The 24,764-nt window shown below is 67.9% G+C and carries 16 protein-coding genes; 9 read left to right on the plus strand and 7 right to left on the minus strand.

The features are described from left to right. Positions 1-663, plus strand: a 663-nt coding sequence (locus GSQ76_RS03960) for a 4'-phosphopantetheinyl transferase superfamily protein (RefSeq protein WP_216850882.1), incomplete at its 5' end; no start/stop codon positions are given. Here GSQ76_RS03960 and GSQ76_RS03965 read toward each other — a convergent pair. The 4 genes from GSQ76_RS03965 to GSQ76_RS03980 all read right to left on the minus strand — a co-directional run bounded on the left by GSQ76_RS03965 (position 629) and on the right by GSQ76_RS03980 (position 13,950). Further along, positions 629-1,543: a dienelactone hydrolase family protein gene (locus tag GSQ76_RS03965; RefSeq protein WP_158742603.1), complete on the minus strand. Its 915-nt coding sequence runs from the start codon at positions 1,541-1,543 to the stop codon at positions 629-631. The two genes, GSQ76_RS03960 and GSQ76_RS03965, sit on opposite strands and share 35 nt — an antisense overlap. Next, the gene (locus GSQ76_RS03970) at positions 1,540-3,546 is read right to left on the minus strand and encodes a condensation domain-containing protein (protein WP_158742604.1); all 2,007 of its coding nucleotides are present in this window, start codon (positions 3,544-3,546) and stop codon (positions 1,540-1,542) included. Before GSQ76_RS03970 ends, GSQ76_RS03965 begins: the two co-directional genes overlap by 4 nt. Before the next feature lie 3 nt (positions 3,547-3,549). Continuing rightward, positions 3,550-12,870 carry a non-ribosomal peptide synthetase/type I polyketide synthase gene (locus GSQ76_RS03975; protein ID WP_158742605.1) on the minus strand — a complete coding sequence of 3,107 codons (9,321 nt, stop codon included), beginning with the start codon at positions 12,868-12,870 and terminating at the stop codon, positions 3,550-3,552. Between the two features lie 147 nt (positions 12,871-13,017). Beyond that, the gene (locus tag GSQ76_RS03980; protein ID WP_158742606.1) at positions 13,018-13,950 is read right to left on the minus strand and encodes a 2-hydroxyacid dehydrogenase; all 933 of its coding nucleotides are present in this window, start codon (positions 13,948-13,950) and stop codon (positions 13,018-13,020) included. A 95-nt stretch (positions 13,951-14,045) separates the two neighbouring features. On the opposite strand from GSQ76_RS03980, the gene GSQ76_RS03985 reads away from it, so the two are divergent. After that, positions 14,046-14,825, plus strand: a complete 780-nt coding sequence (locus GSQ76_RS03985) for a DUF3108 domain-containing protein (protein WP_158742607.1) — start codon at positions 14,046-14,048, stop codon at positions 14,823-14,825. A 30-nt stretch (positions 14,826-14,855) separates the two neighbouring features. On the opposite strand, the gene GSQ76_RS03990 is transcribed toward GSQ76_RS03985, so the two are convergent. Further along, positions 14,856-16,181 (minus strand): aspartate aminotransferase family protein, encoded by a 1,326-nt coding sequence (locus tag GSQ76_RS03990; RefSeq protein ID WP_158742608.1) that lies wholly within the window; start codon positions 16,179-16,181, stop codon positions 14,856-14,858. A 74-nt stretch (positions 16,182-16,255) separates the two neighbouring features. Here GSQ76_RS03990 and GSQ76_RS03995 point away from each other — a divergent pair, with 74 nt between their 5' ends. From GSQ76_RS03995 to GSQ76_RS04025, 7 genes are all read left to right on the plus strand, one after another. Beyond that, the gene (locus tag GSQ76_RS03995; RefSeq protein WP_158742609.1) at positions 16,256-16,900 is read left to right on the plus strand and encodes a glutathione S-transferase; all 645 of its coding nucleotides are present in this window, start codon (positions 16,256-16,258) and stop codon (positions 16,898-16,900) included. Next, positions 16,897-17,733 carry a VOC family protein gene (locus GSQ76_RS04000; protein ID WP_158742610.1) on the plus strand — a complete coding sequence of 279 codons (837 nt, stop codon included), beginning with the start codon at positions 16,897-16,899 and terminating at the stop codon, positions 17,731-17,733. The genes GSQ76_RS03995 and GSQ76_RS04000 overlap by 4 nt, the downstream gene beginning before the upstream one ends. A 62-nt stretch (positions 17,734-17,795) precedes the next feature. Next, on the plus strand, positions 17,796-18,797 hold the full coding sequence (locus GSQ76_RS04005) for a glycosyltransferase family 4 protein (protein ID WP_158742611.1): 1,002 nt from the start codon (positions 17,796-17,798) through the stop codon (positions 18,795-18,797). Continuing rightward, positions 18,791-19,999, plus strand: coding sequence for an O-antigen ligase (locus GSQ76_RS04010; RefSeq protein ID WP_158742612.1), 1,209 nt, complete (start codon positions 18,791-18,793; stop codon positions 19,997-19,999). Before GSQ76_RS04005 ends, GSQ76_RS04010 begins: the two co-directional genes overlap by 7 nt. Further along, on the plus strand, positions 19,999-20,973 hold the full coding sequence (locus GSQ76_RS04015) for a GTP-binding protein (RefSeq protein WP_158742613.1): 975 nt from the start codon (positions 19,999-20,001) through the stop codon (positions 20,971-20,973). The genes GSQ76_RS04010 and GSQ76_RS04015 overlap by 1 nt, the downstream gene beginning before the upstream one ends. Then, on the plus strand, positions 20,970-21,962 hold the full coding sequence (locus GSQ76_RS04020) for a WD40 repeat domain-containing protein (RefSeq protein ID WP_174247286.1): 993 nt from the start codon (positions 20,970-20,972) through the stop codon (positions 21,960-21,962). The genes GSQ76_RS04015 and GSQ76_RS04020 overlap by 4 nt, the downstream gene beginning before the upstream one ends. Before the next feature lie 12 nt (positions 21,963-21,974). Then, on the plus strand, positions 21,975-22,802 hold the full coding sequence (locus GSQ76_RS04025; RefSeq protein ID WP_158742615.1) for an aldo/keto reductase: 828 nt from the start codon (positions 21,975-21,977) through the stop codon (positions 22,800-22,802). Positions 22,803-22,868: 66 nt separating this feature from the next. Here the strand turns inward: GSQ76_RS04025 and GSQ76_RS04030 are convergent, their stop codons facing one another. After that, on the minus strand, positions 22,869-23,561 hold the full coding sequence (locus GSQ76_RS04030) for a glutathione S-transferase family protein (protein ID WP_158742616.1): 693 nt from the start codon (positions 23,559-23,561) through the stop codon (positions 22,869-22,871). Positions 23,562-23,641: 80 nt separating this feature from the next. Further along, on the minus strand, positions 23,642-24,658 hold the full coding sequence (locus tag GSQ76_RS04035) for a hypothetical protein (RefSeq protein ID WP_216850883.1): 1,017 nt from the start codon (positions 24,656-24,658) through the stop codon (positions 23,642-23,644). Positions 24,659-24,764: the final 106 nt, after the last annotated feature.

The raw sequence follows: 24,764 nt of genomic DNA on the forward strand, positions 1-24,764 counted from the left end.
CTTCCGCCAGGGCAAGCGACCGGCGTTCCAGGGCCATTGAGCACCATCGCGCTCTGGCGCTGGGATCTGGATCGCCCAGACGCAGATGACCGCAGCGCCCTGTCCGCGGAGGAGCAAGCGCGCGCCGATCGCTTCATCGTGCCTCATGCATCCCGTCGGTTCACTGCCGCGCGGGCCGCGATGCGCCGCACCTTGGCTGTCCTATGCGGCGGCTCACCCGCCACGGTGCCGCTGGCGATCGGTCCGAATGGCAAGCCGTTCCTCGCAGGCGGTCCCGACTTTAACCTCAGCCATTCCGGCCCGGTGGCGATATTCGCCGTCGCCGATTTTCCCGTGGGGGTCGACGTGGAGGCAGTGCGCCCTGTCGAGGGCGGTCTTGCCCGCATCGTTTTCGCGCCCACGGAATTGGCATACCTGGGCGGCCTTTCCGCGTCGGACCAGACCGCGGCGTTTTTCTGCGGCTGGACCCGCAAGGAGGCCATCATCAAGGCCCAGGGCGGCAGCATCGCCGACCTGCAGCACATCGTGGTGCTACCGCAGCCAGTCCGGCCCGGCTGGCAAGTCACCGACCTAACCATCGTCCCGGGCTACGCCGCAGCCATCGCAGCGCCGCGGCTGGGCTGGACGGTTAGCCTGCAGGACCCGCCACACGATGCCAGGTGACGCCCGCTGGCGACTCCGCCGGCTCGGGCGCGCCCATCAGGGCGTGCGCGAAAAACGCCTCCACCAATGCGCCCACCGCCGGGTTGTTCCCCGCGTCGCTGAACCCGGTGTGCTGCAATCCGTCCAGTTGCGCGTAACTGCCGCCCACTGCGGCGAAACGGGCGCGCAACCGGGCGCCATCCCGACGGTCCAACTCGCCCGCCGGGTCATGCGCCGGCTCGTCGGTGGCAGGATAGGGGTCGCCGCTCATCACCAGATACGGCTGCGGCGAAGGGTCATCCGCCGCCGGACCGAACATCCAGCCATCCATGTTCAGGCACGCCTTGAACCGGTGGTCTTGCCGGCAAGCCTCGACGGCGACCGCCCCGCCAAACGACCAGCCGAAGATCCCCGCAGCGGGCGCCTGCAAGGCCGCGGGCAGCAGATCCATCACGACCGAGGAATCGGACGCCATCAGGACCGCGCGCCAGTCGCCCTCCGCCGTGGTGCGGGCGACCGCGGCATCGGAGGATAGGTCCAGCGCTACCTGCATCCGCTGCATCTGGCTGGCGAATCCGGACGGCTGCTCTGTTGCGTAGTCGACTGCGGCAACGGTGAACCCGGCCTGCGCCAGCATCGCCGCCATTCGGGAGTTCTCGTCTGCCCGCCCGCCCCAACTCGGCTGATACACCAGCAGCGGATGCGGCCCGGGCGTCGTCGCCTGCCATAGCAGCACCCGAACCTCGTGCGCCGGTGCCCCATCGCGCGCTGGAATGGCCAGCGATCGCGTCACCGGCCCGGCGCCTCCCAGCAGGGCAATGCCCCCCAGGGCGAGCGCCACGCGCCGGATGAACTTCTTCCCGGGCAACCCCGGCGCGATTCGCAATACAGCCAATGTCACCCGACAAACGCCCCAATTCGTTGCGCCACGACGTTGTGCCAGGGGCCCGGAGGCAGCGGCACGACGTCTAGCGTACCGTTCAAGTACCCCGACCACCCATCGGTTTCGTCCGGAGAGCTATCAGGGCGGCGGAACAGGATCGCGGGGCCGTCAAACCGCGGCCCCAAATCCCGTGCCGACAGCAACCCGCGCCAGAAACTGCGGGGCTGCTGCGGCATCACGTCGACCAGCACGAGTGTCACATTGCGACCATCCGCGCCCAGCGCCCGCGCCAGGCTCATCGCCAGCATCCCTTCATTCCCAGTGCCCAGCACAGCGATCGGCCCGGTCGGATACAGGCGTGTCACGAGGCCCGGGGCAGCGTCGGAAAGGCACTGGAACGGGCTTTTGCGGCCCAGCGCGTCTTGCAGGCCGATCCAATCCACCGGGTTGCCCACAGCCACCAACGGCGTGCCGATCGACGACTTGGCCGCGATCGGGATGGCCAGCCGCGCGGCCAGGCCGCCCAGCGTCGGATCGGCAAACAGCGCCGCCATGCCGACGCGCTGGCCGAACACCGCCTCCACCCGGGCCAACATCCGCGCCGCCAGCAGGGAATGGCCGCCGAGGTCGAAGAACCCATCGGTCGGCCCAACGCCGGGCACGCCCAGTATTTCGCACCAGATGGCGCCCAGCGTCTCCAACACCGGGTCCGCCGGCGCCGAAGCCGCGACAGGCTGGCCCGACAGCGCCTGCCGCCAATCGGCCAGCATTGCCGCCACCGTCGCCGGCTCGAACAACGCCGCGTCGTATTCGCACGACGCGCGCCACCCGTCCGGCCGCTCCACCATGAAGAAATTCAGGTCGTACAGCGCCCCGGCGGAGTGGCTGGGCAAATCCACCAGGGTAATGCCTCCGCCCTCGAACGGCGCCACGAACGAGCGTTGGAAGATGAAATTCACCGAAAACAGCGGCGTGCGCCGGGCATCCCGCGCCGGGTTCAGCGCCCGGATCAGCAGTTCGAACGGCATGGTGTGATTGTCGAGCGCACCGGCCACGATGCGGGCGGTGCGCGCCACGCGCTCGGCCCAATCCGGCTGCCCGGCCAGGTCCAATCGCAGCACCAGCGTGTTGATGAACGGGCCGATCATGCCCTCCAGCTCCACCTCGGTCCGCCCGGCCACTTGGGTGCCGATCGGGATGTCGTTGGCCCCGGTGCGGGCCTGCAGCATCTGGCCCAGCGCCGCCAGTGCCACTGCGAACGGGGTGCAACCCTGCTGGGCCGCCATCGCCACCATCCCGTCCGTCAGGGCGCGCGGCAGCAGCGTGGAGATGATGGCGCCGCCGCCACGCTCCTGCGCCGCATGGTCTGGCGGCACGATCACGTACGGCAGGCCGGCCAATTGGCTGGTCCAGTAGGCGGAGGCGACGCGCGGGGCGGGACTGTCCAGCCACGCCTGCTGCCACTCGGCATAGTCGCCATACTGCAGCGGCAGTTCCGGCAGTGGCGGCTCGCCGGCCAGGCCTTTGGTGATTTCCTCCGCCAGCACCCCGATCGACCAGCCGTCGCAGATCGCATGATGCAGCGTCAGCAACAGGCGCGACTCGCCGGGTTCCAACAGGATCAGCGTCGCGCGCATCAGCGGCGCGGCCTCCAGCGCGAACGGGTTGCGGGCCTCCTCGGCGCCGATCCGGTCCGCCTCGGCCAACGCGGCCTCCTTCGGCATCCCCGTCAGGTCATGGTGGCGCACCTGGAAGGGCAGGGCGGGCTGCACGAGCTGGGTGGGGATGCCATCCTCGTTATGCAACGCCGTCCGCAGGATCTCGTGCCGCCCGACGATGCGCCGCATGGTCGCCTCGACCGCGCCATGCGTGACGGGGCCAAGCAGTTTCCACCGCACCGCGACGTTCAGCGCGGGGGTGCCGGGGTCCAGCGCATCCAGCAGCCAGAACCGCGTCTGCGCGAGCGAGGCCGGGTAGCTGACCCCGGTGCCTTCGCTGGAGGGGGAGGTGCCGATATCCATGGCTCAGTCCCCCGCCGCCACTTTGCGGTCCCGCCTGAACGCCTTCAGCGATGGCACACTCGACTCCTCGCCTACCATCGCATGTCCCGCGCTATCCCCATGGGCTGCCGCCACCGCTGCGACCGTCCGATGTTGCAGCAGATCCCGCGCAAGCAGTGTGACCCCCGCCGCATTCGCCCGCGCCGTGATCTGGAACAATTGGATGGAGTCTGCCCCCATCGCCAGCAGGTCGTCATTGCGACCCACGGGCCGATGCAGCACCTCGCTCCAGATCCCGGCCAGCGTGCGCTCCAGCGCCGAGCGCGGCGGTTCGACCATTGTTGGCGCCGCCGTGGCTGCCGGGTTCGGAAGTGCCCCACGGTCCACCTTGCCGTTCGGCGTCAGCGGCAGCGTGTCGACCTGCATGAACACCGCCGGCACCATGTATTCCGGCAACTGGCTGCGCAGGGTGGCGCGGATCGACGCTTCGTTCAGATCCTCGCCCGGCCGCAGCATGACCCAGGCAACCAGCCGCGGATCCCCGCCGGGCCCGTCCCGCAAGGCAACCGCCGCCTCCGCCAGCCCACATTGGGTGGTGAGCGCGTGTTCGACCTCGCCCGCTTCCAGGCGGTACCCGCGCAGCTTGATCTGGCTGTCGATGCGCCCCAGCACCTGCACCCGGCCATCCGGCAGCTTCCGCGCCGAATCCCCGGTGCGATACAGCGTCTCGCCCGGCGTCAGCGGATCGGCGATGAACCGCTCCGCCGTCATGTCGGCCTTGTTCCGATACCCCTCCGCCAGCCCGGCGCCACCGATATGCAGATGCCCCGGCACCCCCACCGGCACCAGCCGGTCCTGCGCGTCCAGCACGTGCAGCACCGTGTTGGCGATCGGATGCCCAACCGTGATCAGCCCCGCGCCGACCCGCTCCACCGCCGACCAGATCGTGGTCTCGGTCGGGCCATACATGTTCCAAAGCTCCCCGCCATCCGCCAGCAGACGGTCGGCCAGGGTTCGCGGCAGCGCTTCGCCACCGCACAGCATGCGCAGCGGACCTGGGATCCAACCCGTCTCCAGCAGCAGCCGCCAGGTGGCCGGCGTGGCCTGCATGATGGTCGCGCCGGTGCTGCCCAGCAGTTCCCGCAACCGGTGCCCATCCGCCGCATCGGCACGGGAGGCAACCACCACCTGCGCGCCCGCCACCAGCGGACCCCACAGCTCCAGCCCGGCAATGTCGAAGCTGATCGTGGTCACCGCAAGCCACACATCGTCAGCCGCAATCCCCGGCTCCCGTCCCATGGACAGCAGCAGATTTCCCAGCGCCATGTGCCCGATGGCGACGCCTTTCGGCAGCCCCGTGGAACCAGACGTGTAGATTACATACGCAACATCGTTCTCCGCGACCGGCGCACTGGCCGGCTGGGCGTCCAGCGCTTCCTGCGCATCCCGCAGATCCAGTAGCGGCGCATTCAGCACCGGGCCAGACCCATCCGTGACCAGCACGGCCGGCGCCGCATCGTTGATGATATGCCCCAGCCGAGCCGGCGGGTGCGACGGGTCCAGCGGCACATATGTCAGCCCTGCCTTCCACGCGCCCAGCAGCACCGCCAGCATGTCCGGCGTCCGGTCCAGCATCACCGCCACCCGGTCACCCGGCGTCGCATAGCTCAGCAGCAGCCGCGCCATCTGGTTCGCCCGCGCATCCAGCGCCGCGTAGCTTACCAATGTGTCGCCGAACCGCGCGGCAACGGCGTCCGGCGTCCGGCCCGCCTGTTGCTCGATCAACCGATGGACCGGCGCGGAGGGTAGGGGCGCCTTCGTATCGTTCATCCCGTGCATCAATCCATCCCGGTCGGCGGCGGACAGCAGCGGGATGGCGCCAATCGCCAGCGCCGGGTCCGCTGCCACCGCCTCCAGCACGGTGCGCAGATGTGCCAGCCAGCGATCCACCGTCGCCGCATCGAACAGATCGGCGTTGTAGTCGCAGTCGATCGCCAACCCGGCCTTCGACTCCACCGCATTCACGAACAGATCGAAGTTCACGAACGCCTTAGGATTGGCCTCACACGCGATCGTCAGCCCCGGCATCGCCATCCCGTCTGCCAGCCGCTCCAGGTTGAACTGCACATCCGTCAGCGGCAGCCGGCTGATGTCGCGCGGCAGCGCCAACGCCCGCACGATGGTGCCCAGCGTGCAATCCTGATGCTCATACGCGTCCAGCACGGTGTGGCGCATCTTCGCCAAATGCGCGGCAAACGGCGTCTCGTCCGTCCAGGTGGCGCGCATCGGCAGCAGATTGGCACAATGGCCAACCAGCACCTCGTCCTCCAACTGCGACTGCGCAGCGGCCGGCACGGCGATCACCACGTCCGTCCGATCCGCCAAGCGACCGAAGGTGACGCCTACGGCACCCAACATGGTGGCAAACAACGTGCAGCCGCTGGACGCCCCCGCCGCCTTCACACGCGCCATGGCCGGGGCGTCGATCACCAACCGCCGCGTACCGCCACGAAACGACCGCAGCGCCGGCCGCGGCCGGTCCGACGGCAGGTCCAGCGCCGCCGGAATGGTCGCGTACTGCGCCTTCCACCAGGCCAGGTCCGCCGCACTGCGCATGCCGGTCTGCCGGCTCGCGTATTCCACGAAGGAAAGCGCGGGCGGCAGCGCCCCCGGTTCTGCCAACTCCGACAGCAGCGTGTTGATGGACCAGCCGTCGCAGATGATATGATGCGCCGTCATCACCAGCACGTGGTGCTCCGCCGCAATCCTCACCAACCGCAGCCGGGCCGGCGGGCCGGCCACCAGGTCGAACGGCGTCCGCGCCTCCTCCTCCAGCACGCTGTCCAGCACCCGGTCGGTCACCGGCAGGTCGATTGAGCTGGCGGGGCCAACGATCATCCGGTCACCCGTGGGGGTGAACCGCGCCCGCAGCGCGTCATGCCGGGCGAATACGCGATTGATCGAGGCATGCAGCGCCCCGAAATCCAGCGCGCCGCGCATGTGCAGGCTGATGCCCTCGTTGAACGAGCACGACGCTGCGTGCCCAAGCTGCGACGCGAGCCAGACCTCCATCTGCGCCTCGGTCAACTTCGCCTCGGTAGGGGCGGCCAGCTTCGGTATCGGCGCGCCCGCGGGCAGCAGGATCCCAACCGCCTGCAACGCGTCGAGGCTGTCGACGAACGCGCTATAGATCCGTTCGAACTCTGCCGGCCCATGCGTCGTCGTCAGGAAGCAGGGGAAGCCCTCCTGAATATGCACGTCGCGCAGCCGCATGTTGGGATAGAACAACGTCGCCAGCGGATCCGGGAACTTGAAGTAGAACCAGCTCGCATAATGCTCGATGCAACGGGGCAGGTGCCGCGCCGCCAGCGCGTCGTTCAACCGGGCGGCGAATGCGCTCACCCGGCCGCCGATCTCGGACTGCAGCCCTGGGCCGCTGGTCTCGATATGGTTCAACACCGAGTCCAGCGCCGCCAGCGCCAACGGATGCCGTACGAACGTGCCGGCGAAGAACGTCACCGCGGCCTCCGGCGTGCTGTCATCGCCAAACTGCCAGTCGCCGCCGTCCAGCGCGTCCATATACGCCGCGCGCCCGGCCAGAATGCCGACCGGCATCCCGCCGCCGACCACCTTGCCATACGTCGCCAAATCCGCGCGGATGCCATAGATCGCCTGCATCCCGCCCGGATGCGTGCGGAACCCCGTGACGACCTCGTCGAAGATCAGGCAGATGCCGGCCTTCTCCGTGATGTCCCGCAGCTCCAACGCAAACTCGCGCGGCTGGATGCCGGGATGCCGGCTCTGCACCGGCTCGAACATCACCGCCGCCAACTCGTCCGCATGGTCGCGGATCCACGCCAGCGAGGCAGCCGATGCGTACTCCAGCACCACGTTGTTGCCGACCGATTCTTGCGGAATGCCTGGCGCCACCGGCCGCGTGCCCTTAGGCGCCGCCTTAACCAGCACCTCGTCGAACTGCCCATGATAGCTGCCGGCAAACGTCGCGATCTTGCTGCGTCCGCTGACGGTGCGCGCAATCCGCATCGCCGCCATCACCGCTTCGGACCCGGTGTTGCAGAACGTCATCCGCTCGTTGCCGGTCATGGCGCAGAACCGGTCCGCGACGCGCCCGGCATATTCGGCTTGCGGCCCGATCTCGAACCCCTTGTCCAACTGCCGCTTCACCGCCTCCGTCACGAAGGCCGGCGCATGCCCATACGCGGTCTGCCCGAACCCGTTCACCAGGTCGACATATTCGTTCCCATCCGCATCCCAAATGAACGGCCCGGCGGAGCGAACCGCGACGATCGGGTACGTCATCTCCTTCCACTCGGGCCGGAACCCGGCCGCCGCGCGTGGATCGGCCAGCCGCTTGCGCGCCTCCGCCGTCATCCGCTTGGACCCCGGCGTGCGTGCCACCGTGGCCGCCACCAGGTCCTTCACATGCCGAAGCTGCGCCGGCGTAAATCCGCTTGCGCCGGTCGCCACCACCTTGAACGCATCGAACCGCGCCGTATTCTCCGCCGCCGGTGCCGCAATAGGCGCGGCCTTCGCCGGGGCAGGCGCCATGACTGCCGCCGGCACCGCCGCCGGCGCAGATCCGAGCGCGCTCAGTTGCTGCGAGAACAGCGCCGACATCGCCGCAACTTGCTGCTGCATCAGCGACGCCGCACCCTCCGGCGCCGGTCCGGCGACCAACGCCACCGGTGCGCTCACCGGGCTCATCTGCACCGGGCTCATCTGCACCGGGCTCATTTGCACCGGGGCCGCTGCCACAGCCGGCGCGGCAACACGGGCAGGACGCCCGGCGCCGACATACTTCGCCAGCGCGCCAAAACTGCCCAGATCGCCCATCAACTGCCGGAATGTGATCGCGACCGAGAACTTGGCCCGCACCTGCTGCGCCACCGTCCCCAGGAACAGCGAGTCGAACCCAAGCTGCAGAAAGCTGGCCGCCGGGTCCGCGCCGGCCAACGCATCGCCCGACAAATCCTCGAACAGCGCGATCAGTTCCGGGAGCGTCTCATCGGAAGCGACGGGAAATGATTGGTCCATGGGCGGTGTGGTCTCCAGCGAGCGTGGTTGCGTCAGTTCGGGTTCGTCGATCCAGCAGCGGATCCGATCCCAGGGTGTCGTCGGCAGCGGCACCCGGCGACGTCCGGGCGAATGCAAGACAGTCCAATCGGGCTCGATCCCAGCAACCACCAGCCGGGTGATCGCCTCGGCCATGGTGCTATGGTCATCCCGCGCCCGCCCGGCATCGGGCAGCGAGGGTACGACCGCGACTGCCGCCCCACGCGCCGCGCCCTGCAGCGCCAGCGTGCTCAGCGTGCGCCCCGGCCCACATTCCAACAGCGCGGCGGGCTTGGCGGCCAACAGCGCGTCCAACCCGGCAGCAAACCGCACCGGCGCCCGGCAATGCCCGGCCCAGTAATCGGGCGACATCGCCTGCGCCGCCGTAATCGGCAGCCCTGTCACACCGGACACGAAAGGAATTGCAGGCGCCGACAGCATCACGCGCGACGCCGCCTGCTGCAGCCCATCCACCGCCGCATCCATCATGCGCGAGTGAAACGCGTGGCTCGTGTGCAGCCGCCGGAACATCACGCCGCGTGCGGTCAACACCGCCTCCAGCGCCTCGGTCGCCTCGAATGATCCAGCCGCCACGCTCAGCGACGGCGCGTTCACCGCCGCCAGATCCATCGCCTCCCCCAGCAGCGGCACCAACTCTGCCTCCGGCAACCGCACCGCCAGCATTGCGCCGCCAGGCATGCCCGCCATCAACCGCCCGCGTGCCGCAATAAGGCCGAGCGCGTCCTCCAGCGTGAACACCCCGGCCAGGCACGCCGCCACGAACTCGCCGACGCTATGCCCCAGCATGGTCCCCGGCGTGATCCCCCAGGACATCCAAAGCCGCGCCGTCGCATAGCCGATCGTGAACAGCGCCGGCTGCGCGATGGCGGTGCCGATCAGCGCGTCCCTCGCCGCATCATCGACGGGGTAGATGACGCGCCGCAGATCCAGCCCCAATAACGGCTGCAATATCGCGGCACACCGATCCACCGCCGCGCGGAACACCGCCTCGTCCCGGTACAGCGCGAGCCCCATATCCGCGTATTGTGAGCCCTGGCCCGGGAACAGGAATGCCACCGCTCCCGCCGATCCCTGCCCAGTGACCGTGCGCCCATCCTCCAGCGCCGCGATCGCGTCCGCCGCATCGCTCGCAAACAGGGCCGCCCGATGCCCGAACCGCCGCCGCCCGCTCTGCAGCGTGTAGGCGACATCCGCCAATTCCTGCGCCGGGTGGCTTGCCAAATGCTCTGCCAACCGAGCGCGTGCCTCCGCCAACCCGGCCTGGCTCCGTGCCGACAGCACCAACACCTGATGCGCCCTGCTGCCCGCCGTGGCCACCACGTCCGGCGCCTGGGCCAGCACCGCATGGGCATTGGTCCCGCCGACCCCGAACGCGCTCACTGCCGCCCGCCGCGGCAAAGCGCCGGACCATTCCTGCGTCTCCGCCGTAATCCGGAATGGCGTGCCATCCAGCGTCATCGCCGGGTTCGGCGAGCGATAATGCAGCGTGCCCGGCACAACGCCGTATTCCACCGCCATCACCGCCTTCATCAGCCCGGTAACCCCAGCGGCGGCATCCAAATGCCCCACATTGCCCTTTACCGAGCCGAGGACGCACGTGCCGTCCGACCCGAACACCTGGCTCAACCCGGCAAATTCGATCGGGTCGCCCAGCGGCGTCGCGGTGCCATGGGCCTCCACATACCCAATGCTCGCAGTCGCAAACCCGGCCTGCGCATGAGCATCCGCGATGCACGCGATCTGCCCGCCCACGCTTGGCGCGGTAAATCCGACCTTGCTGGCGCCGTCGTTATTGGTGGCAATGCCCGCGATCACCGCATGAATATGGTCGCCGTCCGTCACCGCCTGCGACAGCCGCTTCAGCAGCACCACGCCTGCGCCACTGCCGAACACCGTGCCGCTCGCCGCTGCATCGAACGGCCGCACATGCCCGTCCGCCGACGCCAACCCGCCCGGCTCGTGCAAATACCCCCGATGCTGCGGCAACGTGATCGAGGCACCTCCCGCCAGCACCATGTCCGCATCGCCCGCCCGCAACGCCGCACATCCCTGTGCGATCGCCACCAGCGACGTGGAACACGCCGTTGCCACCGTGATCGCCGGCCCGCGCAGATCCAGCTTGTAGGCAATCCGCGTGGCCATGAAGTCGGCGCCCGCGCCCAGCAGTGTCCCATAACTTCCGGTCTGGTATTCGCTGGTGTAACGCAGCACTGCGTTACGGTCGGCCAGCACGTTGCGCAGCAGGTAGCTGTTCGGGCTGCTGCCTGCGAACACGCCGATGCGTCCCGCATAGTTCGCCGGGTCGTATCCCGCGGATTCCAGCGCTTCCCAGGCGATTTCCATAAACAGCCGCTGCTGCGGATCGGTCAGCTCGGCATCGCGCTTGGACATCCCAAAAAAGCCCGGCTCGAACTGATCGATCCCATCCAGGATCGGCCGCGCCGCGACGAAGTCGGCCGATTCCCGGGTCGCGGGGTCATAGGCATCCTGCAACTCGTCCAGCGCGAACCGCCTGATCGACTCCACCCCGTCGCACAGATTTCGCCAGAACGCCGCCAGGTTCTCCGCACCCGGCAGCCGTGCCGCCATGCCGACGATGGCGATCGGTTCGCTGGAATGCGCCGCGCGCGCACCGCCGGCAGCCGGCCCGCCACCCTCCAGATGCGCCGTCAGGCTGCTGATGCTGGGATGTGCGAACAAATCGGTCAGTGTCACGTCCAGCCCGGCATCCACCATGTTTGCATGGGCGCGCACTAGGTCGATCGAACTCGCGCCGCCATCGAACAGATTGGCGTCCACCGGCAAATCGTCCCGCCCCAGCACCTTGCGCCAAATCGCCGCCAGCCGACCCTGAAGGCCTTCGGTCGCGGTGCCGGGCGCTGCGGCGGGCAGCGCCTTGCGGTCCAGCTTGCCGTTCTTGGTCAACGGCATCGCGTCCAGCACGGTGATGGTGGCCGGCACCATATGCTCCGGCAGGCGGGTCAGCAGCGCGCGGCGCAGGGCCACGCCGTCCACGGTGCCCGTCACATAGGCGGCGGCGCGCCCGTCCTGCATCAGGATCGCGGCGTCCTGCACCGCCGGGTCGCGACGCAACTCGCCTTCCATCTCATCCAGCGCCACCCGCTTGCCACGGATTTTTACCTGACGATCGGTGCGGCCGCCGAATTCGACAACGCCATCCGCCCGCAGCCGAGCCCGATCCCCGGTGTGATACAGCACCCGCCCATCCGGCCCGGGCCGAAACGCGCGCGCTGTCAGGTCTGGCCGGTTCAGATAGCCCAGCGCGACGCCATCGCCGCCAGCGCATAATTCGCCATACTCGCCCGGCGCCACCGGCTGGCCGTCCTCGCCCAGGATCTGCACATCGGTGCCGCGGATCGGCCGCCCGATCGGCACGGGCACATCCGCGCCATGGTCGCGCGGGATACGGTAGCAGCAGGTGAAGGTCGTATTTTCGGTCGGGCCGTAGCCGTTGATGAGTGTCGTATCCGGCAACGCCGCCAGCGCCCGCGCCACATGCGAGGGGGACAGCACGTCACCCCCCGCCAGCAATTGCCGCAACGGCGCCAGGGCCGACACGCGCTGTTCTACCATCGCATGGAACAGCCCGCTGGTCAGCCAAGCCATCGTCACCCCATGCCGCGCGATCGCCTCGCCAATCGCGTCTAGTGAGGGAACCGCATCCGGCAGGATCGCCAGCGTGCCGCCATTCAGCAGGGCGCCGTAAATCTCCAGGGTACTGGCATCGAACCCCAGCGGCGCCGCCTGCAAAATCACATCATCCGCACCGAGACGGATGTAATCCGGCGCCATCACCAGCCGCAGAATCCCGCGACCCGGCACCACCACGCCCTTCGGCGTCCCAGTAGAACCGGAGGTATACATGACATAGGCCGGCGCATTGGCGTCCAGCTCGGGCGCCTCGAACCCGGGCGCATCCGCAAGCGGCAGGTCCAACCGCAGCACCGGCCGATCCACCACCGCATCGTGATCAGCCAGGATCAGCGCCGGGTCGGCATCAGCCAGCAGCGCCGCCAGCGGGGCAGGGGGCAACCCAGGATCGACCGGCACATAGGCAGCGCCTACCTGCAGCACCGCTAGCATGGCAGCCACCGCTTCGGCCGAGCGCCCGGTCATCAGCGCTGCACGGCCGCCAGGGCGTAATCCAGCCTGCCAGGCGGCACGCGCAATCGCGTCCACCCGTTCGGCTAATCCCGCGTAGGTGTACTCGCCCGCACCTGTAATCGCCACGGCGCTCGACCGCGCGACCACAATAGACTGGAACTGTCGTAACACTCTTGGGACCCTATTATGCCGTGTGCCCTAAGTGTTAAAATACGCGATCAGTCCCTAATTTTTGGTAACGAGCGGGATTACATAGGGTGGTGCGGCCGACCGCTACACGACCGGCGTCGGCAGCGGTCTGCCGGCAAAAAACGACGATAGATTGTCGAGCATTAACATTCCCATAGCGCGCCGTGTTTCGGTCGTTGCGCTGGCGATATGCGGCGTCAACAGCACGTTCTCCATCCCCAGCAACGCTGCGGGCACATTTGGTTCGTCAACGAAAACATCCAGCGCCGCCGCCCCCAAGGCGCCGGACTGCAGTGCCGCCACCAGCGCCACCTCGTCCACGATCGACCCGCGCGCGATATTGACCAGGGCGCCCTCCGGCCCCAGCGCATCCAGCACCGGCCCGTTGACGATCGCCCGCGTGGCGGTGGAGGCAGCGGCGCACACCACCAGCACATCCGACCCGGCGGCCAACTGCACCAGATCCGGCACGAAATGGTACGGCACGTCCTTCGCCGCGACATCGGTGTAGCTGATTGTGCCGTCGAACCCACTCAGCCGCCGGGCTACCGCCTGGCCGATCCGCCCCATGCCCAAAATGCCGAACCGCTTCCCGCTGACCTTGCGTGCCAGGCCCCAATCCTTCGTTGGCCAATGCCCGGCGGTCACGAAGCGATGCGCGTGGTGCAGCCGGCGCATGATCCCGATGGTCAATCCCACGGCCAGGTCCGCCACGTCGTCCGTCAGCACGTCCGGCGTATTGGTCACGCGAACGCCCTGCGCCCTTGCCGCCTCCAGATCCACCTTGTCGAACCCGACGCCGTTGATCGCGACGATCTTCAGGTTTGGCAACGCGACCATCAGCGCGGTCGGAATACCGTTGCCGCCGCCAGTGGCGACCGCATCCACCTCCGCCCCATGCGCCGTCACCCAGGCGGCGGCGTCGGGCAGCTTGGCGTAATGGTGCACGGTGAATTGGCTATCCAGCACCGACTGGATCTCCGGCCGTAGCGACGTCAATTGCAACAATGTGGGCATGGTTGTTCTCTCCCTCGGACACGTGTCCCAGCACGCTTAGATGTGAGGTTACAGACAAAGCGTCCGCAGGCCATCATGCCAGCATGGATCATTCGGTGGCGCGCGGTGCATTTGTAGGGGCGGCGTTGCTGTTGCCGCTGTCCCACCATGCCGCTTCGGCGCAACCCGCGCCGTTCACCCTCACCTATGCGACCTACGTCCACGGCCTCAACGCCATGAATATGGAGGCGGTCGTCGCGCTGACGGCGCAGCACTACCAGTTGCAGCTGTCCTACAGGCTCACCGGCCTGGTCGGAACCTTGTTCAGCGGGCAGGCAACCAGCACGGTGGACGGCCAGTTCCGCGGCAACACCCCGGTGCCCAGCCGCATGGTCAGCACCGGCGTGTTTCGCGGAAAGCACCGCGTTACTGCGATCGAGTGGAAGGACGGCAACCCCGTCATCACCCAGCTCATCCCCCCGGTGGAGGAGGAGCGGGAGCCTGTGCCAGTCGCGGACCAGGCGCACACCATCGATGCGCTCAGCGCGATGGCGTGGCTGTTCCACCAGGTTGCCGCCACCGGCCGCTGTGACGGCGCGTTCACCACCTTCGACGGCCGGCGGTTGTCGGATTTGCGGGCGCAGACGGTCGGCGAAGAAGTGCTGGCCCCGACGACCAGGTCGTCATTCCAGGGCCCCGCCCTGCGCTGCGATTTCGAGGGGCACCAAACCGCCGGCTTCCTGCGCGACACCGACCAGGACAGCCTGCGCAAGCCGCAACACGGCTCCGCCTGGTTCGCGCGCGTGGTACCCGGCGCGGCTCCGGTGCCCGTTCGCATCACTTTCGGGCTACGCGCGTTCGGCGAGGCGACGATCTACGTCACCGGGCCGTCCTAACCAACCCCCGGGGCAGGCGCGGCCGGATGGTTACGCCGCTTCGGCGCGGATCGCGTTGGTCAGCGTGTCGACGATGCGGTCGACATGCGATTCCTCGATGATCAGCGGCGGTGACAGCGCGATGATGTCGCCGGTCGTGCGGATCAGCAGCCCGGCGTCGAAGCAACGGCCAAAAATATCCATCGCCCGCTTCGTCGGCTTGCCCTCGATCCCCTGCAGTTCGATCCCCGCGATCAACCCGGCATTGCGGATGTCGATCACGTTCGGCAGCCCGCGCAGCGAGTGCATCGCCTTCTGCCAATATGGCTCGATCGCCACCACCCGGCCCGGCAGATCGTCCGACCGCTGCAAATCCATCGACGCGATCGCCGCCGCCGAGGCCAGCGGGTGCCCCGAATACGTGTAACCGTGGAACAACTCGATCCCATCGGGCGCGCCATTTACCACGGCGTCGTACACGCCGTTCATCACCGCCACCGCGCCCATCGGCACCGCGGCGTTGGTCAATCCCTTCGCCATGGTCATGATGTCCGGCACCACGCCAAACTTCTCGGCCGCGAAATTGGCGCCCATGCGGCCGAAGCCGGTGATGACTTCGTCGTAAATCAGCAGGATGCCGTATTTCGTGCAGATATCGCGCAGGCGCTGCAGATACCCCACCGGCGGCGGCAGCACCCCGGTCGACCCGGCCACCGGCTCCACCATCACGGCCGCGATCGTCTCCGCCCCGTGCAGGGCCACCAACGCCTCCAGCGCGTCCGCCTTCTCCACGCCATGGCTCGGCAGCCCGTGGCTGTATGCGTTGCGCGCCGGGTCGTGCGTGTGGGGCAGGTGGTCCACATAGGGCAGCAATGCGCCGAACTGCTTGCGATTGCCGCCGATCCCGCCCACGGACATGCCGCCGAAGCCCACGCCGTGATACCCACGCTCCCGCCCGATCATCCGCGTCCGCCCAGCCTCGCCGCGGGCCCGATGATACGCCAGCGCGATCTTCAGGGCCGTGTCCGCGCTCTCGGAACCGGAGTTGGTGAAGAAGATCTTGTCCATCCCGTCCGGCGTAATCTCCGCCAGCCGTGCCGCCGCTTGGAAGGCGATCGGGTGCCCCATGTTGAAGGTCGGCGCGAAATCCATCACCGCCGCCTGCTTCTGGATCGCCTCCACGATCTCGCGACGCCCGTGCCCGGCGTTGCAGCACCACAAACCTGCGGTGCCATCAAGCACTTCGCGGTTGTCGTTTGTGAAGTAGAACATCCCCTCCGCCCGGGCCAGCAGGCGCGGGTTCGGCTTGAAACCGCGGTTGGAGCTGAACGGCATCCAAAACGCGTCAAGGTTGTTGGGACGGCTGATCTCGTTCATAGCGGCGGCAACCCCGTTTGCGGCAGACCGGCAGCGTGGCATTGTCGCCCCCCAATCTCAACCGCGGAGTTGTCATGGCCGACGGAACGCTCGTCATCGGCACCAAACGCTACTCGTCCTGGTCGTTGCGCGGCTGGCTGGCCGTGCGCCTGGCCGGGCTGGATGTGGTGGAGCACCTGATCCCCCTGGCCGGCGGCAGCACCGCCGCGATCAAGGGGGCGACCCCCGCCGGGATGGTCCCATACCTGGAGCATAACGGCGCCCGGGTGTGGGAAAGCCTGTCCATCTGCGAATACTGCGCCGAAATCGAGCCCGCTTTGTGGCCGGCCGATCGCATCGCCCGCGCCGCCGCCCGCTCCATCGCCGGCGAGATGCATGCCGGCTTCCGCGCCGTCCGCCAGGCGATGCCGATGAATTTGGGCCGCATCCGAAGCCTGCCGGCAACGGAGGAGGTGCTGGTCGACATCGCCCGCATCGAAACCATCTGGCGCGACGCCCGGCACGGCACGCGCTTCCTCTACAGCGACACGTTTGGCGCTGCCGATGCGATGTATGCCCCGGTGGTCGCCCGCTTTCTCTCCTACCTGCCGGACCTGACGGCCGAATCCCGTGGCTACTGCCAGGCCGTGCGGGAGCACCCCCTGGTGGTGCAATGGTATGACGCCGCAGCCGCCGAACCTGCCGAGTGGATGCTGGCGCGATACGAGGACGTGCCGTGACCGGCACCCTGGGCAACACTGCCTTCGAACTGGACCATGTCGGCGTCGGCGCGCGCGACCTGGCGCCCCTTGCTGCCGCCTACGAACGACTGGGTTTCACCCTCACGCCACCCGCCCGGCACCGCGGCAAGGCCACCGGCAATCGCTGCATCATGTTGCAGCATGGCTACGTGGAACTGATCGCGCTCATCGACCCCTCGATCCCCGATCGCCTGCACGCTCAATTGGACCGCTACACCGGACTGCACATCATTGCCCTAGGAATCCAGGACAGCCAGGCAACCCTGGACCGGCTGAACAAGGCTGGGCTCGCCATCCCCGCTATCACCCCGCTGGAACGCCCGGTGGACGATGCCGACCCCACCGGCCTGCAAGCCCGCTTCGAACGCATTCCCCTGCCAGATGCGCCAGAAGGCACCATCCAGCTCATCAAACATCTGACGCGCGAGGCGATCTGGCAGCCCCGTTTCACCGCCCACGCCAACGCCGCAACGGCGCTGGAGGAGGTCGTGCTCGCCGTGCCCGACCCGGCGGAGGCGGCCGCCCGCTTCTCCCGCCTGGCCGGTTTGCCGGTCTCGCCAGACCCGGCGGGCGGCTTCGTCCTGGCGATGGACCGCGGCCGCATGCGCATCTTGCCGACAGAGGCGATCGGCGCCGTCTACCCTGGCGTCGCAGCCCCGGCGCTGCCGTCCATGGTGGGCATGACGGTGCGCACCGCCGATGGTTGCGCCGCCCTGCGCAACCTGCTGGGCGACGTACCGCACGATAAGGTGGGCGACGGTGTTCTGGTGCGTCCCGTCGCAGCCGGGGGCGCTGCGGTGTTGTTCACCTGACGTCGCCCGGCGGCCTCATCGCGACGGTTCTGCCGCCGAAAGAAGGCTTCTCTGCCGGCGCAGTGGGCGCGATCGGCCTGCTGGTGCATCGTCTGGCCCGCGACGCCGGGGGCGAAGTCGTGGGCCGACCGGTCGAACACCCGTTCACCGACGCCACCTTCCATCCGTCGACGCCGGGCTGGGGCTTCACGGCGACGTCGCGCTACACCGCCGGGGTCGCCGCGACCTTGCGCGGGATCGGCCCGGCCCTGGTCGAGGTGCACAACCGCCCGGAAATCGCCCTCAGCCTGGCGCGGCGTTTCCCCCGCGTTGCGCTGTTCCTCCACAACGACCCCCAGGGCATGCGCGGCGCCAGGACGGCCGCCCAGCGTGCCACCCTGTTGCAGAAGGTCGACCGCGTCATCACCGTATCCGCCCATCTGCGCCGCCAATTCCTCGAAGGGGTGGAAGGCGACGTCACCGTCATGCCGAACTGCATCGATGTGCCGGAGCGGTCGCGCAAGGTGCGGGAGCGGCTGATTTTGTTCGTGGGCCGCGTCGTCGCCGACAAGGGCGCCGACGCCTTCGTCGAAGCCTGCGCCGCCTCCTTGCCGCAACTGCCCGGCTGGCAGGCGGAAATGGTCGGCGCCGATCGCTTTGCCCCCGACAGTCCAGGCACCGATTTCACCGCCCACATCGCGGATCGTGCGCAACAGGCCGGTGTCGCCACGACCGGCTACCTGTCCCACGCCGCCGCCATGGAGCGAATGGGCCGTGCGGCCATCGTCGTCGTGCCCAGCCGCTGGCCCGAACCGTTCGGCATGACCGCGTTGGAGGCGATGGCCCACGGCGCCGCCCTCATCTGCTCCCGCCGTGGCGGCCTGCCGGAGGTTGCGGGCAACTGCGCCGTCTATGCCGACCCCGACGCGCCCGGCGCAATCAAGGACGCGATCCTGGCCCTGGCGAACGATCCGAACCGCCGCACCGCCCTGGCCGCCGCGGCGCGCAAGCGGGCGCAGACATACGATACCCCGGTGGCAGTCGCCCGGCTGCTCGCCTTACGAAGCGAGCTTTTGGCATGTTGATGGCGCTGGATCGTATTGCGGTGCTCTGCATCCTCGTCTGCCCGGTGTTCCTGCTGCACGGCCGGGCCGTGGCGGACGTGCTGATGGTGCTGACCAGCCTCTGCTTCCTGGCCCGCAGCGCCATCACCAGGGACTGGGCCTGGCTGCGCACCGGCTGGGTTATCGTTGCGGCGGTGTGGTGGCTGTGGCTGCTGGCGTGCTCGGTCCGGGGCGGGCTGATGCAGGCTGTGGTCGCCGTCCGCTTCCTCGTGTTCGTCGCCGCGGCCGAGCATTGGGTTCTTCGTATCCCCTGGCGCCGCGCATGGCTGGCGCGGATCACCGCTATTGCCGCCCTCTACATCGCCCTGCAATCGCTGCTGCAGGTGGTCACCGGCCGCAACCTGCAGGGCTACCGCCGATGGGGCGACGGCGAAATCACCGGCCCGTTCGAACACCCCCGCGCCGGCGCCCCGTTCAGTCGCTTGCTGTTCCCAGCGGTCCTGCCGGCGATGGCATGGATGAACCGATGGGCGGGCAGGGCGCTGCTGGTCGCCTCCGTCCTGGTGGTGGTGCTGATCGGCCAGCGCATGCCGCTGCTGCTCACCGGGCTAGGCCTGTTCGTCACCGCCCTGCTGCTGCCCCGTCTGCGCGCCGGCGTGCTGGCCGCCTGCGTCGGCGCGGTCTTGCTGGTGGCTGCGTCCGCCGTGGTGGTGCCCCCGACCTTCTACCGCCTGGTCGACAAATTCTCGAACCAGATGGAGCACTTCCCCGACAGCCCCTACGGCCTGATAGCGATGCGCGCGGCTGCCATGATCGAGGCGCATCCCGTCACCGGCCTTGGCTTCGACGGCTTCCGCCGCGACTGTGCGGAGCCGGAATATTTCCGGGGCTGGCGCGGCGGCGATGGCGGTGGCGCGAATGTCTGCGTGCAGCACCCGCATAACCATTACCTGCAAGCCGCCGTAGAATCTGGGTTTCCAGGTCTCATCCTGTTCTGCGCCCTTGTCCTGGCCTGGCTGCGCCCGCTGGCGGCCGGGCTGTGGCGTGACCCGGCGCCCCTCCGCGTCGGCCTGTTCGTGGCCGCCTTGGTGCAGGAATGGCCCATCGCCAGCAGCAGCGATCTGCTATCCATGCCGCTCTCCGGTTGGTTCTTCCTGCTGTTGGGGTTGGGGCTTGCCGAGAGCCGCGCCTATATGACGGCGCGAACTGTTCGAGGCGTCTGATGTCCGACCCGGCCGACCTAATTCCCGTCACCGTGCTCACCGGCTACCTCGGTGCCGGCAAGACGACCCTGCTCAACCGCATCCTCACGGAGAATCACGGCAAGAAATACGCCGTGATCATCAACGAGTTCGGGGAGTTGGGCGTCGACAACGACCTCGTCGTGGATACCGACGAGGAAGTGTTCGAGATGAACAATGGCTGCATCTGCTGCACCGTGCGCGGCGATCTGATCCGGATCGTCGGCGGCCTGGTGAAGCGGCGCGGCAAGTTCGACGGCATCATCGTCGAGACGACCGGCCTCGCCAACCCAGCCCCCGTCGCCCAAACCTTCTTCGTCGACGAGGGCGTTCGCTCCCGCACCAGGCTCGACGCGATCGTCACCGTGGTGGACGCCAAGAACCTGCCCGCCCGCCTGGCCGACAGCACCGAGGCCGCGGCCCAATTGGCCTTCGCCGACGTCATCCTGCTGAACAAGACCGACCTGGTGACGCCTGCGGAGCTGGAATCGGTCGAGGCCGAAATCCGCAAAATCAACCGTTTCGCCAAGATCCATCGCACCGAGAAGTCGGCGGTCGACGTCACCGCCGTGCTCAACCAGGGCGCCTTCGACCTGCAGCGCATCCTGTCCGACGTGCAGCCCGACTTCCTGACCGACAGCGAGCACGAGCATAACGACGACATCAACAGCATGTCGTTCGAGCTGACCAAGCCGATCGACCCGGAGAAGTTCAACGCCTGGATCGGCCAGTTGCTGGCGGAGAAGGGCCAGGATCTGCTGCGCACCAAGGGCATCCTGCACTACACCGGCGAGGACCGCCGCTTCGCCTTCCAGGCCGTCCACATGATCGCCGACGGCGACTTCATCGGCCCGTGGCCAGCCGGGGAGGCGCCTAAGTCCCGCCTGGTCTTCATCGGCCGCAACCTCAACCGCCCGCAACTGCGCCGCGGCTTCGAGTCGTGTCAGGCCGGATGAGCGAGACCGCCAACTTCGTCCTCGATACCAGAGGCGAATCCCGCGACCTCGATGCGTTCGTAGTCGCCGCCGCCTGGGTCGGCGACAAGCCCGCCTTCGCGCTCGGCGACGGGCGCCTGGTGATGGCCGATTGGCGGGAGGTCGCCGCCCATGACGGCGCCATCCTCTCGCTCGCCGCCGCCGCCGACGGCTTCATCACCGGCGGCGACGACGGCGCCTTCCGCCGCACGCCCCTTGAGGGCGACAGCGAGACGATCGCCGAATTCGGCCTGAAATGGGTGGAACAAGTCGCCGCCCATGGCAAGCTGATCGCCTGCGCCGTCGGCAAGACCGCGCATGTCTACGAGGCCGGGGTGAAGCTGAAGCAGCTCGACCATCCCTCCAGCGTCACCGGCCTGGTGTTCGACACCAAGGGCAAGCGCATCGCCGCCTCCCACTACAATGGCGCCACGCTGTGGTTCGTCGGTGCCAAGGTGGACAGCCCGCGCAAACTGGAGTGGAAGGGCAGCCACACGGGCGTCGCCATTCACCCCGCCAGCGAGGCGGTTGTGACCAGCATGCAGGAAAACTCTCTGCACGGCTGGCGCCTGGCCGATGGGCAGCACATGCGCATGTCCGGCTACCCGTCCAAGACCGAGTCGATGGGGTTCACCCGCAACGGCAAGTGGCTGGTGACCGCCGGGGCCGACACGATCGTCATGTGGCCGTTCTTCGGCGGCGGCCCGATGGGCAAGGCGCCCTCCGAAATGGCCGGCGGCGACAACGTCATCTGCACCCGCGTGGCCGCGCATCCGCAGCACGAGGTGGTGGCTGCCGGGTTCGCGGACGGGCTCGTGGTGCTGGCCGATATCGCATCCGAGCGCATCCTGCCCGTCGCCGCACCCGGCCACGGCAGCGTCTCCGCCCTCGCCTGGAGCGCCGACGGCTCGCGCCTGGCGCTGGGAACCGAATCAGGTTTCGCGGCCTTGGTCGATCTTAGTAAACGATAGGAGTCTCCCTCCATGGAAATGATTACCAACGGCGGCCTGCGCATGCCCAAGCTCGGTCTGGGCACCTGGCGCATGAAGGGGGATGAGTGTCGGGAGGCGGTGGAGCGTGCCCTGTCGCTCGGCTATCGCCACATCGACACGGCCGAGATGTATGGCAACGAGGAAGCCGTCGGCTCCGCCCTGAACGGCGCCCGGCTGCCCCGCAGCGACATCCACGTCACCACCAAGGTGTGGTGGGAAAACCTGAAGCCGGACGCGATGCGCCGCTCCATGGATGCTAGCCTGAAGAAGCTGCAGACCGACTATGTCGACCTCTACATGATCCACTGGCCCGCCAAGGACATGGATCTCCCCGAAGCCCTGGCCACGCTGATCAAGCTGAAGGAGGAGGGTCTGGCCCACGCCATCGGCGTCTGCAACTTCCCCGTCGCCCTGCTGCGCCAGGCCGTGGAGGAGATCGGCGCGCCGTTGGTGGCCAATCAGGTGGAATACCACGTGCTGCTGGACCAGACCCCCGTGCGCAACTTCCTGCAATCGCACGACATGGCGCTGACGGCCTATTGCCCGATTGCCCAGGGCAAGCTCGCCGACCATGAGGAACTGGGCGTCATCGCCAAGAAGCACAATTCCACCGCGGCCCAGATCGCCTTGAAATGGCTGCTGGACCAACCCGGCGTCGCTGCCATCCCCAAGGCCGGCCGCCGCGAAAGCCAGGTCGCCAACCTCGAAGCCATGAAGATCGTGCTGGACGACGCCGACCGCGCCGCCATCGCGGCCCTGCCAAAGGCGCAGCGCATGGTTAATCCTGGCTTCGCGCCAGCCTGGGATAAAGCCGCCTAGGCGCGCCAAGGGGTGGAGGGGACGACTGTCCCCTCCCGGGTGCAGGGTGGAACCCTGCTGCTTGCCTTACCGGGCCGCGAATTGCTTCGCCCCAAACATCACCTCGCGCTCCTCCGGCGTCATCGCGCCCTTGCGCTGGTTCTCCGCCAGAACCGCCACCCCACGTTCCACCGCCGGCCGCGCTGCAATCGAGTCGTGCCAGCGCTTCACGTTGGGATACGCCGCCAGATCGATATTCCGCCGCTCCGGGTTCCGGATCCAGGGGAAGGTGGCGATGTCGGCGATGGAGTAGCTATCCCCCGCCAGCCATTTCGTCTTCGCCAACTGCGCCTCCAGCACCCGGTGCAGGCGCGCCACCTCGTTGGTGTAGCGCTCGATGGCGTAGGGGAGCTTTTCGACGGCGTAATTGGCGAAATGGCCATACTGCCCGAACATCGGCCCAACGCCGCCCATCTGGAACATCAGCCATTGTAGGCAGTGATACCGGGCCGCCGGGCTGGTCGGCATCAGCTTGCCGGTCTTCTCCGCCAGATAGATCAGGATCGCGCCCGACTCGAACAGCGACAGCGGGCCGCCGGGTGCGTCGTCGTCGACGATGGCCGGGATGCGGTGGTTCGGGGTAATTGCCAGGAATTCCGGCTTGAACTGCTCCCCGGCGCCGATATTCACCGGCACGACCTCGTAGGGCAGTTCCAACTCCTCCAACGCGATATGGACCTTATGTCCGTTCGGCGTCGGCCAACTCCAAACCTGGATCATCGGGGCACTCCGTTCTTCCCGCCGCTGCTATATCGGAGCGGCAGCGGGAGATCACGCGTGCCGCGATCACGATGCCTTCGTCACCAGGCCATCTGCGGCCGCAAGCCGGTCGTGCCACTGCCGGCGCTGCGATGCTGCTGCTTTGGCGTCTGCCACTGCTTGGTCGGCATGAACCGCGGCGCCAGGAATTGGTAGGTCTTGGCCAGCAGCGCGGTGATGTCGTCCACCATTTCGTCCACGCCGTCCCACTGGCCCAGCAGCGGGTCCCAACTGCGTTGGTTGCGATACAGCCAATCGCGGTTGCTGCGGATGAAGGCGCGTTGGTTGTCGACGTTGCGCATCATGCTGCTGAACTCGCCGGTCTGCGCGTCCACGTCGTCGAACCGATCGCGCAATTGCTTGTAGGCAAGCATCGCCAGCCGATGAACCTGCCCGAGCGTGTCGGACGCGGTGGTCATGCGACGCCGGGCCAGTAGCACCTGCGCCATGCGGCGGCACAGCCCTTCCACCCGGGCCAGCAGGCGCTGCCGCAATGCCTCGATATAGGCCAGTTCGTGCGACATCTCTTCCAACAGGCGCAGCACGTTGGTCGCGTCGTGCAGATCCAGCTTTTGGGCGGCGGGCATGGCAACTTCGACCACCTCGTCCTTCAGCCCCTGGTCATCCGCCAGGCGTAGCAGGGTAATCTCGTCCCGCTCCGCATTGGCCCACCGGCTGTTGGGTGACAGCCAGGCCACCAGGTTCAGCCGGATCCGCGTCGTCGCCAGCCGTATGTGCTGCGGGCTCGGGCGCCAGCTTGCCTCCCCGGTCAACACCTCGGTCGGCAACCGGTCGCCCGGCGCCAGGCTGGGCACGTATTCCAGCGCCGAGCCGATCAGGTCCAGCATCCGGCCATCCGGCGAATCTTCCTCGATCCCGAACTCGCGCCGAAGCGACGAGAGCGGCAATTGCGCCTCGCGCTCACCCAGCGTCACGGCCATCATGGGTTTGCCGTCGGTGTCCGAGCGGCGAAACCTGATCTCACCAAACGTGGTGAACACGTGGCTTTGCAGCACACAGCGTTCAGGCAGGGGAGGTTGGGTGGCTAATGCGGACATTTTTCACTCGACGGGACGTGCCCCAAATTGTGGGATAGAGATTAAGAAATCCCTGCCGGATCGTCCTATTATCGAGACGTCTGAGACGTCCGCGACTTGCCCGCGA

The organism is Acidisphaera sp. L21 (assembly GCF_009765685.1).
In the GTDB taxonomy this organism is placed as follows: Bacteria; Pseudomonadota; Alphaproteobacteria; order Acetobacterales; family Acetobacteraceae; genus LMUY01.